The sequence below is a fragment of the Flagellimonas chongwuensis genome, assembly GCF_013376415.1.
Taxonomy (GTDB): Bacteria; Bacteroidota; Bacteroidia; order Flavobacteriales; family Flavobacteriaceae; genus Flagellimonas; species Flagellimonas chongwuensis.
Genome location: NZ_WYET01000007.1, coordinates 13935 through 29949, shown reverse-complemented (window position 1 = coordinate 29949; position 16015 = coordinate 13935). Strand labels below are relative to the sequence as shown.

The 16015-nt window shown below is 40.5% G+C and carries 12 protein-coding genes; 5 read left to right on the top strand and 7 right to left on the bottom strand.

Going from position 1 to position 16015, the window contains the following annotated elements; translation table 11 throughout:
- Positions 1 to 57: 57 nt before the first annotated feature.
- The gene (locus tag GUA46_RS12970; RefSeq protein ID WP_108244154.1) at positions 58 to 855 is read right to left on the bottom strand and encodes an MBL fold metallo-hydrolase; all 798 of its coding nucleotides are present in this window, start codon (positions 853 to 855) and stop codon (positions 58 to 60) included.
- Positions 856 to 1023: 168 nt separating this feature from the next.
- Between GUA46_RS12970 and GUA46_RS12965 the strand changes: the two genes are divergently transcribed.
- The gene (locus GUA46_RS12965; protein ID WP_108244153.1) at positions 1024 to 1914 is read left to right on the top strand and encodes a hypothetical protein; all 891 of its coding nucleotides are present in this window, start codon (positions 1024 to 1026) and stop codon (positions 1912 to 1914) included.
- Between the two features lie 77 nt (positions 1915 to 1991).
- Here GUA46_RS12965 and fumC read toward each other — a convergent pair whose 3' ends face one another.
- The 5 genes from fumC to prfB all read right to left on the bottom strand — a co-directional run bounded on the left by fumC (position 1992) and on the right by prfB (position 8503).
- Positions 1992 to 3389 carry a class II fumarate hydratase gene (gene fumC, locus GUA46_RS12960; RefSeq protein WP_176620853.1) on the bottom strand — a complete coding sequence of 466 codons (1398 nt, stop codon included), beginning with the start codon at positions 3387 to 3389 and terminating at the stop codon, positions 1992 to 1994.
- A 494-nt stretch (positions 3390 to 3883) separates the two neighbouring features.
- Entirely contained in the window at positions 3884 to 6400 is a 2517-nt protein-coding gene (locus tag GUA46_RS12955; RefSeq protein WP_176620852.1) for a TonB-dependent receptor, read from the bottom strand.
- Between the two features lie 101 nt (positions 6401 to 6501).
- The gene (locus GUA46_RS12950; protein ID WP_176620851.1) at positions 6502 to 6981 is read right to left on the bottom strand and encodes a hypothetical protein; all 480 of its coding nucleotides are present in this window, start codon (positions 6979 to 6981) and stop codon (positions 6502 to 6504) included.
- Between the two features lie 69 nt (positions 6982 to 7050).
- A complete protein-coding gene (gene arsC, locus GUA46_RS12945; protein ID WP_108244149.1) occupies positions 7051 to 7392 on the bottom strand; it encodes an arsenate reductase (glutaredoxin) in 342 nt (113 codons plus the stop codon).
- Between the two features lie 9 nt (positions 7393 to 7401).
- Positions 7402 to 8503 (bottom strand): peptide chain release factor 2 gene (prfB, locus tag GUA46_RS12940; protein ID WP_176620850.1). Its coding sequence is split into 2 segments (ribosomal slippage): positions 7402 to 8439 and positions 8441 to 8503, totalling 1101 coding nucleotides; the frame shifts between segments, so codons are not numbered across the junction.
- 223 nt (positions 8504 to 8726) lie between these two features.
- Between prfB and GUA46_RS12935 the strand changes: the two genes are divergently transcribed.
- Together GUA46_RS12935 and GUA46_RS12930 are read left to right on the top strand one after the other, a co-directional pair.
- Positions 8727 to 11129: a zinc-dependent metalloprotease gene (locus GUA46_RS12935; RefSeq protein ID WP_176620849.1), complete on the top strand. Its 2403-nt coding sequence runs from the start codon at positions 8727 to 8729 to the stop codon at positions 11127 to 11129.
- A gap of 8 nt (positions 11130 to 11137) precedes the next feature.
- The gene (locus GUA46_RS12930; RefSeq protein ID WP_176620848.1) at positions 11138 to 12163 is read left to right on the top strand and encodes a threonine aldolase family protein; all 1026 of its coding nucleotides are present in this window, start codon (positions 11138 to 11140) and stop codon (positions 12161 to 12163) included.
- Between the two features lie 65 nt (positions 12164 to 12228).
- Here the strand turns inward: GUA46_RS12930 and GUA46_RS12925 are convergent, their stop codons facing one another.
- Positions 12229 to 12555 (bottom strand): YbaB/EbfC family nucleoid-associated protein, encoded by a 327-nt coding sequence (locus tag GUA46_RS12925; RefSeq protein WP_108244146.1) that lies wholly within the window; start codon positions 12553 to 12555, stop codon positions 12229 to 12231.
- 121 nt (positions 12556 to 12676) lie between these two features.
- Here GUA46_RS12925 and GUA46_RS12920 point away from each other — a divergent pair, with 121 nt between their 5' ends.
- Together GUA46_RS12920 and GUA46_RS12915 are read left to right on the top strand one after the other, a co-directional pair.
- Positions 12677 to 14815, top strand: a complete 2139-nt coding sequence (locus GUA46_RS12920; RefSeq protein ID WP_176620847.1) for a S9 family peptidase — start codon at positions 12677 to 12679, stop codon at positions 14813 to 14815.
- 73 nt (positions 14816 to 14888) lie between these two features.
- The gene (locus tag GUA46_RS12915) at positions 14889 to 15929 is read left to right on the top strand and encodes a cysteate synthase (RefSeq protein ID WP_108244144.1); all 1041 of its coding nucleotides are present in this window, start codon (positions 14889 to 14891) and stop codon (positions 15927 to 15929) included.
- The last annotated feature ends 86 nt before the right edge of the window (positions 15930 to 16015 follow it).

Here is a 16015-nt window from a genome sequence, read left to right as displayed (position 1 = left end):
TGATTTAGGTTACTAAGTTTGTTTTCTAACGGCTAAACTACAACATTATTTCATTTTTTAGTAATCTTCTGTTGGATACCAATCCAATTGTACTACCTCAATGTTAGAATCACCCTCGTTCACCAAGGTTTTAAACTTGTCCACATCACTTACATCAGGTCTACCTCTAAAGTGGTATGGATAAACTTGGGCAGGTTTAAATTCCAATACGGCATCGGCTGCACTTTCCACTGTCATGGTATACGGAAGGTTCATGCAGATGAATGCTTTATCAATATTTTCCAAAGCACGCATTTCAGGTATGTCCTCAGTATCTCCAGAGAAATAAATGCGTTCATCACCAAAAGTGAACACATAGCCATTTCCTCTTCCTTTTACATGAAAGTCTTTAGCTTCTTCCCGTAAATTGTACATAGGTATGGCTTTTACTTGAAAACCAGCAATCTCTTTGCTTTCCCCATTTTTCATAGTGGTTGTTTTGGAGGAAAGATTTTCTTCCATTTGTAAAACCACCGCATCGGGAGCAATTATTTTGCCCCCTTCCAAATCCAATTCGTTCAAGGTTTCAGGATTAAAATGGTCGCCATGTATATCCGTAATAAAAATGATATCAGGTGACTTTTGACCTTCAAAAGCTGCCTTCCCGCCAACAGGATCTATATATATGGTATGGTCGTCCCATTCGATTACGGCGGTGGCATGTTCAATGGGAATAATCATGGCAGCAGCTGGTGCTTCAGCCTCGATTGCGGTTTCCTCAACATCCGCTGTATCTTCCTGTTGTTTCTCCTTTTCCTTGCAAGAAACCATCAACAATGCTAATACGCTAATGGTTACGAATATATTTTTTCTCATAATGGATTCTTTTTTATCCTTTTAAAAATAAGGGATTATAGGCAGAATTGTAATTTTTTGTGAAGATTATTTTCATCCAAATAATCCAAACATAAATCTGATGCGTATATAAACCAAATACGATTGATTAAAAAACCTTAAACGTAGAATCAATTAAAACAAAAAGTTATGACTGAAACAAAAAATAACAATAACGGATTGAAAGTAATAGCAGGTCTGTTAGGGGTAGTTCTTTTGGGAACCATTATTTACACGGTTAGTCTTTATCAAGATAAAAAAGCTACATCAGAAGCACTTACTCAAGAAAAAGAATTGGTTGTAGAGGATTTGAACAATTTGAAGTCCGAGTACGACAAAGCTATTTTGGAAAGCAATGCTACCAATGAAGAATTGGTTGCCGCTAGAGACAACATCGCAAAATACATTGATTCTGTAAGTAGCATGAAAGCTGATATCGCTACACTTTCCCGTTACAGAAGACAAGTAAGCGTACTTAAAGCAGAAAGAGAAGAATTATTGAAACAAGTTGATTCCTTGACGCAATCCAACAGCTTGTTGGCTATGCAAAGAGACAGCACTTTTGCTGAATTGGAACAACAAACTGTATTCAACGATTCTTTGATTATCCAGAACACTCAATTGGCAGATGCCGTTGAAAAAGGTTCTGCACTTAACCTTAGCACTATAAGCGTTGATGCTATTAAAGAGAGAAACAGTGGTAAATTGGTATCTACTTCCAGAGCTAGAGCCACTGATAAATTCAAAGTTTGTTTTACCATTGCCGATAACGTAATCGCTGAAGCTGGTGACAGAGAATTTTATATCGAAGTTCTTGGGCCACAAGGAAATGTATTGGGTGAAGGTTTGACAAAAACTACAGAAGAAGGTAATTCTCTTACCTATAGTAAAGGAACCAACTTCTACTACGAGAACGATGCTTTGGATGTTTGTGATTATATAAACAAGCCTAGTGGTGATTTCCAAGATGGAAACTACATGGTAAATGTTTATGATAACAAATTGAAACTGTTGGGTACTTCCAGCTTTGAATTGAAATAGTAACACACACTATCACCATAACTAAAAATGCCCGTCCAATTTTGGATGGGCATTTTTTATTGCTATTGGTTTGAAACTTATTTTAAACTTCCCACCATATCTTCCGGTTTTACCCATTCATCATAATCTTCTGCGGAAACATACCCTAGATTAATCGCCTCTTCTCGCAAGGTAGTACCATTCTTATGTGCAGTATTGGCAATCTCGGCAGCTTTGTAGTATCCGATTTTGGTATTCAAAGCGGTAACCAGCATCAAAGAATTGTTCAGTAAAGTTTTAATGGTCTCGTGGTTTGGTTCAATTCCAGCAGCACAGTTTTCATCAAAACTTACACATGCATCTCCGATAAGTTGAGCAGATTGCAAAATATTCGCCGCCATAACAGGTTTGAAAACGTTCAGTTCGTAATGGCCTTGTGTTCCACCAACGCTAATGGCCACATCATTGCCCATAACTTGGGCGCATACCATGGTAATGGCCTCGCACTGTGTGGGGTTTACTTTACCTGGCATTATGGAACTTCCCGGTTCGTTGGCAGGGATTATAATCTCCCCGATACCAGAACGAGGGCCAGAGGCCATCATACGGATATCGTTCGCAATCTTGTTCAAAGAAACCGCTAATTGTTTAAGTGCACCGTGGCTTTCAACAATGGCATCGTGCGCTGCAAGTGCCTCAAACTTGTTTTCTGCAGTAACAAAAGGTTTTCCAGTAAACTCGGCAATATATTTAGCCACAAGAACATCATAACCCTTTGGCGTATTCAGTCCGGTACCTACGGCAGTTCCTCCAAGGGCAAGCTCGCCAAGGTGTGGCAAGGTGTTATTCAATGCTTTTAAACCATGATTCAATTGTGAAACGTAGCCGGAAAATTCCTGGCCCAAGGTTAGGGGAGTGGCATCCATAAGGTGAGTCCTACCAATTTTCACGACATCCTTGAATTCTTTGGATTTTTTCTCCAAAGTATCTCGTAGTTGTTCAACACCTGGAATAGTGACCTCTACAATTTTTTTGTAAGCCGCAATGTGCATTCCCGTAGGGAAAGTATCGTTGGAGGACTGGCTTTTGTTCACATCATCGTTGGGCTGGATGGTTTTTTCGCCCTCTCCGATTTTTTTACCGGCAATTTCGTGTGCGCGGTTGGCAATCACCTCGTTCACGTTCATGTTGCTCTGGGTTCCCGAGCCTGTTTGCCATACGACCAAGGGAAACTGGTCATCGTGCTTTCCTTCAAGAATTTCATCACAAACTTGAGCGATCAAATCTCTTTTTTCTTGGCTTAGCACTCCCAATTCGTGGTTCGTATAGGCTGCGGCCTTTTTTAAATAGGCAAATCCGTATACAACATCCAAAGGCATAGATGCCGGTGCACCAATTTTAAAGTTGTTTCGGGAACGTTCGGTTTGGGCGCCCCAATATTTATCGGCGGGTACTTTTACCTCGCCCATGGTGTCTTTTTCAATCCTGAAACTCATAGTTTAAAATTTTGTCACACAAAGGTAGGATATAGGGGATTTATATGGTAATTGATCTAGATAAATACACTTTTTTTATACATCTATTTGCTTTTTTTGATAAGAAGAAAGTATCTTTGTTAAAACAAAAGGAATAAAGATGTTTGATTTTGACCAATATTTAGGTTTTCTAGCTTTTCTAACAATTTTGACAATCGGTTTTTGGTTGATGATATTCTTGTTGACCTTTGTAGTACCTTACTGGTTGATTGGCAACCTAAGGGAAATGTATAAAGAAAGAAAAGAGGCCAAACGAGCCCAACTAGAAGAATAAGATATAACAAAAGAAGCCTCCTCGGCTTCTTTTTTGTTTTTAACTGATGTACAAAATTGGTTGTCATGGATTTGATGACTAATTTTTTTTGCTATAATTTTTCTGTTCAAGATAACACAAAAAAAAAGCAGCCAACTGACTGCTTTTTTAATTTAAGTCCCGGGGGAACGTATTCGTTTTTTTAAAACTGTCCTTCTTCGAAATCTTCACCACCTTGTCTTTCCGGTCTGCCTCGTTTTTTCTGTTCGTTGATACGATAGATGAACGAAACCCTTATCTGGCGCTGTCTCCATTGGAATTCACTATCCTGCTCGAAAAAGTCTGTCGTAGTGAACGAGCTTCTCTTTCTTGAGTTCAAAAGGTCTTGAACGTTCAAGGAAATAGTGGCATTATCATTTAAAAGATCTTTACTGAACGCTAGGTCGATTGACAAGATACCATCAGAACGCCCTTGAATATCATCGGATGCACCTCGGTAGAACGCATTGGTCTGCCAGTCAATTTTCCAGGGCAATGTAACCTTGGAACTAAAGCGCCCAAACCAGCTATTGTTGGATTGACTATAATCGACCCCATTGAATTCTCCATCAAGACTGAACCTAAAGAAGTTGACACTACCGTTCAATCTAAGCCATTTGGTAGGATTGTAAAGCATACCAACTTCAGCACCTGTTCTATCATTTGTTGCTAAGTTAAATGGGATGTTCCTGATTACTTCCACTTGCGAACCACCTGGCCCCGTAATGAAAACTTGCTCCTGAACCCTTTGAAATGCATCGGTCTCTCTTTGATAGTAGACAGAGGAAGTCAAGGTAAGTTTATCCCATCGCTTTAAGTACCCCAAATCAAATGCATTTGAAAATGCAGGTCGAAGGTTAGGGTTACCCTGAAAAATATTGGTCCTACTGCTTCTTGATGGGAATGGATTCAAAAACCAGCTCCAAGGACGATTGATTCGTCTGTTATAGCCCAAAGAAACATTCTCTCTTTCAGTGAATTCATAAACCAGGTTTACCGTGGGGAAGAGACCTGTATAGTTATTATCAAAATCTGTGTCTATAGGGAACGAAAATTCTTCCTGTAGTTCCTCTTCTGTAAGTTCTGACTCGATTTTACCCTTTAGTTGGGTACTCTCCATCCTAAGACCTAAGAGAAAATTAAAGTCACCGAATTTTGAACCGTATTGCGAATATAGTGCATGTACATTCTGAGTGAAATCAAAGAGATTTGTTTGATTTACGTTAACTTCAAGAACTCCGCCTGAGTTTTCTTGTAGCAATCGGTAATCTGTAACCTCATTTTCAAAAGTTCCACGATAACCGGCTTCGAACTGAGAACCTTTACCAAATGGAAGCACATAATCGGTTTGTACCAAGTATTCTGTTTGATCTTGTATAGAAGAAATTTCTTCCATTGGAATGGTTATATCCGTATTGGCTGTATTGTTGTAACGAACAGGTTCGGATATATATCCATTTTGAACTTCTTCATCGACAGAGAACTGTACATCAGCCGTCAACACTTGTCCATCTTCATCAAATCTATTAATATAATTAAGAGAAACTTGGTGGGTATTATCCTTTTCTGTTTCCAACTCGCTTCTTGTGGTGCCAACCTGTGGATTATTGTTTAAAAAATAATCGTTCACGTTGGTAGTAAGATCTTCATCGCTACCTGTTCTGTAAAAATAGGAACCGGTTATGGATGATTGTTCATTAAAGAAATATTCCATTCCAAAATTTGCATTCACCCCGCGATTAATTCTGCTGATATCCCTATCTTCAACATTTCTATCGTAAGCGATACTGTCCAAAAAGGCGTCTTGTCTTGGGTCGAAATATCTAGTATCAAAAAATCCGTTCCCAGGCCCTTCTCTATATCGGTAACCAACTGTGGTAAAAAAATTGAACTTGTTTGTTCTAAGGTTGGCATTGGCGGTGATTCCACCATTGGTCGGGTGCCCCCCGTACAAATTAACGGATCCGTTAAAACCTAGCGTTTTCTCTCTTTTTAAAACAATATTTAGGATACCGGCAGTACCTTCGGCATCATATCTTGCAGATGGACTGGTGATAACCTCAACTTTTTCAATAGCATCTGCAGGTAATTGTTGAAGCGCTTCGGTAGACCCAAAACCAGCAAGGGCAGACGGTTTTCCATTGATCAGGATACGAACGTTTTCGTTCCCGCGAAGACTAATGGCACCATCAATATCAACATTTACGGAAGGAACATTGCTTAGTGCATCACTAATCGTTGCGCCACTAGTGGTCAGGTCTTTTCCGATATTATAGATTTTTTTGTCCAGCCTAACTTCCACAGTAGTTTTTTCTCCTACAACTTCAACTTCGGCTAATTGGGCTACGTCCGGGGACAAGGTAATTGAACCTAAATCGGTATCGGAATTAAAGGTTTGTCCTTGTCGAGAATACGTTTTATAAGAAATAAACTCGACCCTGATGTTGTAAGTTCCGGGAGCAGTCTCTATTTCAAAGTTTCCATCGAGGTCCGTAATTCCTCCGGTTACCTGATCTGGACTATCTGCTTTTTGCAGCACGAAAGTCGCATATTCCAAAGGTTGGCCTGATTCTGAATCGGTTACCTTTCCTGAAATTGTAATGGGTTTTTGGTTTTGCTGGGCTAATCCCTGAAATGCAGTCAATAAGATTAGTAGCAATGGGATAAATATCCTTTGCATAGTTTGATTTTTACGCTGCAAAAATTGAAGGAAAAAAAGTGGATGCGAAATATAAATCCCCCAACAACGTAATTGAACCTGCGAATGACCTTAAAGAATTGTTAACCCTTGTTCTTTTTCTTCTTTTTCTTTTTCTTCTTGGCCTTGAATTGGTTTTCTTGTAGTTCCATAAAGGCTTCAAACTTGTCTTCGGGAAGGCCTGCTTTTAGTTCGGCATCTTGGCGCCGCTTTATTTTTTCGACCTCTTCTTTCATCTTTAGGGGTTCCAAACCAAGAATTTGAAGTTCTATTCGTTGTTGAACTGATGTGACCAATGAGGTCCGCACAACGGCCTGCTCAAAAGGATCTAAATCTATGGCCTCGGTAATGGATGGCATTTGTTCGTCCACAAGTTCTTCGGCTGTAGGTGGAGTCTCCTCTTTTTGACTTTCAACAGGGCCTGCTTGGGGGACATAACTTCGTCCTCTCCCGTATCTGCCATAACCATAAGGGGAGCCGTAGCCGTATTGGGCGACAACATCGTTCATGGCCAGTAGGCCAATAAATAAGGTTATTAGGAAGAGTGTTTGTTTACTTTTCATAAAGGTAAAGATACTATTTAGGTCGGATTTTACGGCCCAACCTGTGTTAAATGTAATTGGTTCTCAGAATTATAGCAGACCCGATATATTCTCGGGAGGTCTTCCTACAACTGCTTTTTTTCCATTAACCACAATCGGGCGCTCTATCAATTTTGGGTTTTCGGCCATGGCTGCGATCACTTCATCATCGGTAAGGGGTTTTCCTTTAAATTTTTCCTTCCAGATGGCTTCCGTCTTCCGAACCAAATCAATTGGGGCAATACCTAAATACTCTATCAATGATTTAAGTTCTTCTTTGCTAAGAACGTCATCCAAATATTTTACAACTTCAAATTCCTTTCCCGATTTTTCCAAGATGGCCAATCCCTCTCGAGATTTCCTACATCTTGGATTATGGTATATTTTAATCATGATTATCTATTAATCTTGTTCTTCTTTCTGCCCCATCATCATTAAATAGGCCTTTAAAAATGCATCAAGATCACCGTCCATAACGGCATCCACATTTCCTGTTTCCTCACCTGTCCGTACATCCTTCACCAATTTGTAAGGATGCATTACATAGTTACGGATTTGGGATCCCCATTCAATCTTCATTTTGGATGATTCAATTTCGGCCCGGGCCTCTTGTTTTTTGCGAAGCTCTATTTCGTACAACTGCGATTTCAACATTTTCATTGCCGTGGCCCTGTTATCGTGTTGTGATCGAGAATCCGAGCATGAAATTTGGATGCCGGTAGGTTTGTGTACCAATTGTACCTTGGTTTCTACCTTGTTCACGTTTTGCCCACCAGCTCCACTGGAACGTGCTGTGGTTATCTCGATCTCTGAAGGGTTCACTTCGATTTCAATGCTATCGTCCACCAATGGATATACATAAACCGAGGCAAAGGATGTATGCCTTTTAGCATTGCTATCGAAGGGGGAGATGCGCACCAGACGGTGTACACCATTCTCGCCCTTGAGCCAACCAAATGCATATTCTCCTTCAATTTCCAAGGTTACGGTCTTTATACCGGCAACGTCGCCATCTTGGTAGTTAAGTTCTTTGATTTTGTAACCGTTCTTTTCGGCCCACATCATATACATGCGCATAAGCATGGATGCCCAATCACAACTTTCCGTACCTCCCGCACCAGCAGTAATCTGAAGAACTGCGGTAAGCTCATCGCCCTCATCGGAGAGCATATTCCGGAACTCCAATTTTTCAATGGACGAGATGGATTTTTCAAACTGTTTGGTGACTTCGTCTTCGGATACCTCACCAGCCTGCTGAAATTCCATAAGAACCTCAAGATCGCCTACCAAAGTTTTGGCTTCCTCAAAATCCTCCACCCATTTCTTTTTGGATTTTATCGATTGCATCTGTAATTGGGCCTCTTGTGGATTGTCCCAAAAGCCCGGAGCAAGGGTTTTCTCTTCCTCGTTCTCTATTTCAATAAGTTTGGCATCGATGTCAAAGATACCTCCTTAACGCACCAAGGCGCTCAATAAGATCTTTTTGCTGATCTGTAGTTACCATCTAATATATTTTGGGGTAAAAATAAGTTTCTTTCTTCACATGACCTTGCCGAATATGGAATACTGTAATTAAAATCTCAACAGTAAACAATGGATACTAAAATGGAAATATGTAAAATTCTGTACTCAATTTTATCAATTTCTATTTTACGGTCAGTTAAAGATTTATGTGAACGCTTTTTAAAAATGATTTCCATATTTTTAAGCAATATTTCAACCAAATTATGAAGAACACAACTACTCTAATCGCTTTATTTTACTTTACTTGCCTTTCTTTGGGAGCACAAACGTTTGAAAAGACCAAGGATTTTCAAAAATTCAGTGGATATTTCAATTTTTTCTATGATGATTCTACTGATAAAATCTACCTGCAAGTAGATAATCTAGAAAAGGATTTTTTATACGTCTATTCGTTGAGCAGTGGTATAGGTAGCAACGATATTGGCTTGGACCGCGGACAGTTGGGTAACGAACAAGTGGTGTTCTTCCGCAAAGCGGGCAAAAAACTGTTATTGGTTCAGCCCAACTTGGAATATCGGGCCATAACCGATAACGAATTGGAACGTAAATCGGTGGAGCAAGCCTTTGCAAAATCTATTTTGGAAGGTTTTGAGATTGTTGAGGAGTCCAAAGGCAGTTATTTGATAGATATTACCGATTTTTTAATGCGAGACGCCCACGGAGTTTCCAACCGATTGAAACGTTCCAAGCAAGGTTCGTATAGTTTGGATAAGGGAAAAAGTGCTTGGGCCTTTGACCGTACCAAGGCGTTCCCTAAAAATGTTGAGTTTGATGTTGCCCTAACTTTTAAGGGAGAACCGGAAGGAGCTTGGATTCGTTCCGTGACCCCTACGCCAAGCCTGGTTACCGTAGCCCAGCATCATTCGCTGATTGAACTACCTGATGAAAATTATGAAAAGAGATTGTACGACCCCCGAAGTGGCGGATACCCATTCTCTTATTATGATTATGCCACTCCTGTGCAAGAATCATTGGTAAAGCGATTTATCAGAAGACATCGTTTGCAAAAGAAAGACCCTAATGCCGAAGTAAGTGAAGCAGTAGAGCCAATCATCTATTATTTAGACAATGGGACTCCGGAACCTATCCGTTCTGCATTGATGGACGGCGGAAAATGGTGGAATCAAGCTTTTGAAGCAGCAGGTTACAAAAATGCCTTTCAAATGAAAATTCTGCCCGATGATGCAGACCCACTGGACATCAGATATAACGTGGTGCAATGGGTGCATCGCTCGACCCGGGGATGGAGTTACGGGGCCAGTGTTGTGGATCCACGGACCGGAGAAATATTAAAAGGGCATGTAAGTTTGGGAAGTTTGAGGATTCGTCAAGATTTTATGATAGCTCAGGCCTTAATGAACCGACCTTTCGAAGAAAGGGACGACAATTACCAGCCCATGTTGGAACTGGCCTTGGCCAGAATACGCCAACTTTCTGCACATGAAATAGGACATACGTTAGGGTTTACCCACAACTTTGCAGCCAGCACCAATGATAGAGCCTCGGTTATGGACTATCCACACCCGCAATTTGAGTTGGAAGGAGGTGAAATCAGTTTTAAAAATGCTTACGATACAGGAATAGGAGAATGGGATAAGGTTATTGTCGCCTATGCCTACTCGGATTTTCCAAGCGGTACAAACGAACAAGAAGCATTGAATTTTATTTTAAAGAAAGCCCAAGACGATGGTCTTCGCTACATATCCGATAGTGATGCGCGCCCAAAGGGAGGAGCACATGCACTGGCACATTTATGGGACAACGGTAAAAGCGCCAGCCAGGAATTGGAAAGTATGTTAGAGATCCGTGAAAAGGCCATCAAGAACTTTTCAGTGGACAATATAAGAACAGGTGAAGCCTATTCCGTTTTGGAAGATGTTTTTGTACCAATATATTTCTTCCATAGATATCAGACCGAGGCAGTTTCAAAGGTTATCGGGGGATTGGACTATAATTATGCTGTAAAAGATGGCGGACAAATACCAGTGAAACCCGTTAATGAAACAGTACAAGAAAAGGCAATGGAATCCATTTTGAAGACATTGGATGCTGAAGTTATTGCAGTTCCTAAGGAAAAGCTAGATCTTTTTCCTCCAAGAGCTATTGGTTTCGGTCGTTCAAGGGAATCCTTCAAAGGTAGGACCGGCGTAAGTTTTGATGCGCTGTCCGTTGCTGAAACCGCTGCTGATATGACCTTGGAACTATTGCTTCATCCTGAGCGAGCTTCCCGTTTGATCCAGCAAAAAAGTTTGGATAAAAATCAAATGGGGCTTAAAGAGGTTTTGGACGAAACCATAAAAGGTACTTTTGATCTTTCCCACCGTGATGATTACGAGGAAGAGGTTCAGAACACCATCAACTTTAGAGTGCTTTACCATATCATGAACCTTGCCGCCCATAATGATGTGCATCCACAAGTGAACGCCATCGCCAATGAAGTGCTCAATAATTTAAAAACCCAATTGTTGACAGATGGTAAAAACACAATCTCTGCTGAAATGGTAAAAAGAATTGATGCGTTTATGGAAAAGCCGTCGGAATTCAAACTTGTTCCAGTTTCTACAATTCCAGATGGTTCACCCATCGGAATGGATTGTATGGACTAAATTATTATATGGAAATAAACTTAATAAGTGATACGGTCACTAGACCTTCGGCCGGGATGTTGGAGGCCATGATGAATGCAAAAGTAGGGGACGATGTTTTCAAAAACGATCCTACGGTAAATGAATTGGAAGCCAAAGTGGCCGAGTACTTTGGTATGGAAGCTGCACTATTTTTTCCTAGCGGTACAATGACCAATCAAACGGCGATAAAAATCCACACCCAACCCGGGGACCAGTTGATATGTGATAAATACGCCCATGTCTACAATTATGAGGGTGGGGGAGTGAGCTTTAATAGTGGGGTTTCCTGTAGATTGGTAGATGGTAACCGTGGCATGATGACCGCTGAACAGGTGGAAGCCTCCATAAACCCACCAGATTTTTACCACAGTCCTTTGACCACATTGGTCTGTATAGAAAACACCACGAACAAAGGTGGTGGTGCCTGTTGGGATTTTGAGGAATTGAAAAAGATTCGAAAAGTCTGTGATGCCCACAATCTAAAATATCACTTGGACGGTGCCCGACTTTGGAACGCTCTGGTGAAAAAAGGTGAAGACCCAAAAACATACGGGAAGTTGTTCGATACCATAAGTGTATGTTTGAGCAAGGGTATGGGATGCCCCATAGGTTCCGTTTTAGTGGGAAGCAAAGCCGATATAGATAAGGCCATACGAATCCGAAAAGTGTTCGGTGGAGGAATGCGTCAATCCGGTTTTTTGGCCGCAGCAGGAATCTATGCTTTGGAAAATAATGTAAATCGATTAGCTGAAGACCATCAAAAGGCTGAACAAATAGGGGATGTGCTTCAATCGTTGGATTTCATCAAAAAAGTGGAACCCATTGAGACCAACATCATCATATTTGAAATCAACGAGGCTAAGATGTCGTCCGAAGCATTTTTGGAACAACTGTCCAAAAATCAAGTCTCTATCATAGGTATGGGGCAGGGCAAACTGCGCATTGTAACCCATTTAGATTATACAGACTCCATGCACCAGCATTTCCTAAAGGTTTTAAAAAGTATAGGGTAAGAATGTGATACTTCTAGCGCAGTCCAGACGTAGTAAAAGGTCTCGACTGCGCTCAACCTGATACATTACTTCATAAAAGCATCCATGCCGGGGATATTCGGCATGCCCTCTTTGGCCACGGCCGCCAACTCGGCTTCGTTTACTTTAGTGGCCTTTTCTATGGCTTTGTTCAAGGTAAGCACCAAATAATCCTCTAATTGATCTTTGTCTTCCAAAAGGGAATCATCTATTGTAATGGATTTTATTTCACGGTTGGCCGTTAAAGTGACTTTGAGCAAATCGTCCGATGAGGCCTCATCAATCATTACGGTGTTCAATCGTTCTTTTGTAGCTTCTACTTTCTTCTGGGTCTCTTTTATTTTTCCCATCATGCCCATTAAATCTCCAAACATATCTTTAATTTTTAAAAGTATTTGTGGTTTTGGCTTGTTCTGGATTATGAAATCAGATACAAACTTGTACTATTTGTTCAATGTAAGCTCAAAAGTAGTAAATTGGTGAAAACACTGACCAATGAAACAATCCTATCTAACAATACCTTTTCTGGTATTATGCCTTATTTTTGCATCCGCTTGCAAAAACAACAAAGACGAATCAATGAACATTACGCCCCCTGTTGCCCCTAAACATCCGACCCAACTCGAAAAGCACGGAGATGTTAGAATAGATGATTACTATTGGATGAACAATAGGGAAGACCAACAGGTTCTTGACTATTTGAACGCAGAGAACGAGTATTTCCAAAAAATGACTGCCCATACCGAAAAATTCCAAGAGGAACTTTTTAAGGAGATGAAGGGTAGAATAAAGGAAGATGACTCATCAGTACCTTATAAATTGGATGGCTACTGGTACATTACTCGATATGAAGAGGGTAAAGAATACCCCATTTATTCCAGAAAAAAGGAAAGTTTGGAAGCAGAGGAGGAATTGTTGTTCGATTGTAACGAAATGGCCAAGGACCATGAATACTTCAATCTACGAGGAGTTTCCATTAGCCCGGACAATGCTATGGCTGCTTTTGGGACGGATACAATTTCCAGAAGACAGTACAACATTCAGATAAAAAACCTGGAATCAGGAGAGATTTATCCTGATATCATTGAAAATACAACAGGAAGCTCTGTTTGGGCCAACGATAACAAGACCCTTTTTTATACCAAAAAGGACCCGGTAACCTTACGTTCCGATAGAATTTTCAAACACGTATTGGGAACTTCTTCCGATGAAGACGAGGTGGTTTTTCATGAAAAGGATTCAACCTACAATACGTTTGTGTACAAGACCAAGTCTAGAAAATATATTGTAATCGGTTCAGGGAGCACATTGACGTCGGAATACAGAATTTTGAATGCAGATGATCCCGAAGGGGAATTTAAAATATTTTCACCACGAGAAAAGGGAGTTGAATATTCAATTTCCCACTTTGAAGGTGACTTCTACGTACTGACCAACAAGGACAAGGCGACCAACTTTAAGTTGATGAAAACCGATGAGAACAATACATCATCTGAGCATTGGGAAGAGTTTATCCCTCACCAAGAGGATGTTTTGTTGGAGGATGTTGAGATTTTTAGGGATTACTATGTGGTGACCGAGCGCAACAATGGCCTCAACCAAATGAAGATTGCCAAATGGGACGGTTCGGATAGTTATTATTTGCCTTTTGATAGTGAGACATACGTTGCCGGCCCTTCCGTGAATTTGGATTTTGATACCAAAGTGCTGCGTTATTATTTTAATGAAATGGGCGAGCCATATGCCATCATCGATTTTGATATGGAAACGCAGACCAAAACTGTTATGAAACAACAAGAAGTTTTGGGCGGTAAGTTCAATCAAGATAACTATAAAACGGAGCGTTTGTGGGCCACCGCAAGGGATGGAAAAAAAGTTCCCATTTCCATAATCTATCACAAAGATACGCCATTGGATGGCACCAGTCCGTTGTTACAATATGGCTATGGATCATATGGTGCTACCATTGACCCTTATTTTTCTTCGATTCGATTGAGTTTATTGGATAGAGGATTTATTTATGCCATAGCGCATATAAGAGGAGGTGAATATTTGGGAAGACCTTGGTACGAAGATGGCAAATTGTTGCACAAAAAGAACACCTTTACGGATTTTATTGATGTTTCCAAGTTTTTGATAGACCAAAAATATACCAGTTCAGAGCATTTATACGCTATGGGAGGCTCCGCGGGTGGATTGCTGATGGGTGCCATCATTAATATGGAACCTGAACTCTACCATGGTGTAATTGCTTCCGTACCCTTTGTGGATGTGGTTACAACGATGCTGGATGATACCATTCCGTTGACAACAGGTGAGTATGATGAATGGGGCAATCCGAACGAAAAGGAATACTATGATTACATTAAGTCTTACTCCCCATATGACAATGTAGAGGCCAAAAATTATCCACATTTATATGTATCCACAGGCTTGCACGACTCCCAGGTGCAATATTGGGAGCCAGCCAAGTGGGTAGCTAAATTAAGAGAGTATAAAACAGGGGATAACCTTTTGTTCTTGGACACCAATATGGATGCAGGACACGGTGGAGCTTCTGGAAGATTTGAAGCCTTAAAGGAAACAGCAAAGGAATATGCCTTCATTTTAGATCTCGAAGGAAAAGCCCTTTAAAAATAAAATGTTACATTTGCACGGAACAATTACTTATTTTAAATAAGAATTGTTCCCCTACCTAATACCAGTTATGAAGAAACAGATAAATGCGCACAGCAATATTCTAGACTTAATTGGAAGTACCCCCTTAGTCAAGCTTAACAAAATTACCGCCCCGCTTACAGGAAATTTTTATGCTAAACTGGAATGCTTTAACCCTGGACACTCTTCAAAAGATAGAATCGCAATTCATATTATAGAGGAGGCCGAACGAAAAGGTATTCTTAAACCGGGTAGCACCATTATAGAAACAACATCGGGCAACACAGGTTTTAGTATTGCCATGGTGAGTATTGTTAAAGGATACAAATGTATTTTGGCCGTAAGTTCAAAATCATCACCGGATAAAATAGATATGTTGCGTTCCATGGGAGCAAACGTATATGTTTGTCCAGCGCATGTTAGTGCAGACGACCCACGTTCCTATTACGAAGTGGCCAAGCGCTTGCATAGCGAAACACCAAATTCTATCTATATCAACCAATATTTTAACGAGTTGAACATAGATGCCCATTATTCCAGTACAGGACCTGAGATTTGGGAGCAGACCAATGGTCAGATTACCCATTTGGTGGCATGTAGCGGAACAGGCGGAACAATTTCAGGTATTGCTCGTTATCTTAAAGAGCAAAATCCAAAAATCAAGGTTTTGGGTGTTGATGCTTACGGTTCTGTATTGAAAAAATATCATGAGACCGGAGAGTTCGATCACAATGAAGTGTATCCTTACAGAATTGAAGGTTTGGGTAAGAACTTGATTCCGGCGGCTACCGATTTCAATGCCATTGATAGATACGTGAAGGTTACCGATGGCGAAAGTGCCCACATGGCCCGTAAATTGGCCCATACTGAAGGTATTTTTGCAGGATATACCAGTGGAGCAGCCACTCAGGCGTTGTATCAATTGAATACCGAGGGTGAATTTACAGAGGATAGCAATGTTGTTGTTGTTTTCCCTGACCACGGATCAAGATATATGAGCAAGGTATACAGCAACGAATGGATGGAAAACCAAGGGTTTTTCGATATCCAAAATGCCGAAGTACCAGAAGAAATCAAGTATATTAAATAAACCAGTACCACATAAACACCTCAGAACGGCAATGTATTTCATTGCCGTTTTTTTATGTTCATAATTCTTTATGGAAGGTTCGTAAA

Bases quoted from the DNA above. Each gene is read 5' to 3' on its own strand.
- GUA46_RS12950 (WP_176620851.1), bottom strand. From the start codon at position 6,981: ATGAAAAGTAAACAAACACTCTTCCTAATAACCTTATTTATTGGCCTA.
- GUA46_RS12925 (WP_108244146.1), bottom strand. From the start codon at position 12,555: ATGTTTGGAGATTTAATGGGCATGATGGGAAAAATAAAAGAGACCCAG.
- GUA46_RS12915 (WP_108244144.1), top strand. From the start codon at position 14,889: ATGAAGAAACAGATAAATGCGCACAGCAATATTCTAGACTTAATTGGA.
- GUA46_RS12930 (WP_176620848.1), top strand. From the start codon at position 11,138: ATGGAAATAAACTTAATAAGTGATACGGTCACTAGACCTTCGGCCGGG.
- fumC (WP_176620853.1), bottom strand. From the start codon at position 3,389: ATGAGTTTCAGGATTGAAAAAGACACCATGGGCGAGGTAAAAGTACCC.
- GUA46_RS12970 (WP_108244154.1), bottom strand. From the start codon at position 855: ATGAGAAAAAATATATTCGTAACCATTAGCGTATTAGCATTGTTGATG.
- GUA46_RS12965 (WP_108244153.1), top strand. From the start codon at position 1,024: ATGACTGAAACAAAAAATAACAATAACGGATTGAAAGTAATAGCAGGT.
- GUA46_RS12920 (WP_176620847.1), top strand. From the start codon at position 12,677: ATGAAACAATCCTATCTAACAATACCTTTTCTGGTATTATGCCTTATT.
- arsC (WP_108244149.1), bottom strand. From the start codon at position 7,392: ATGATTAAAATATACCATAATCCAAGATGTAGGAAATCTCGAGAGGGA.
- GUA46_RS12935 (WP_176620849.1), top strand. From the start codon at position 8,727: ATGAAGAACACAACTACTCTAATCGCTTTATTTTACTTTACTTGCCTT.
- GUA46_RS12955 (WP_176620852.1), bottom strand. From the start codon at position 6,400: ATGCAAAGGATATTTATCCCATTGCTACTAATCTTATTGACTGCATTT.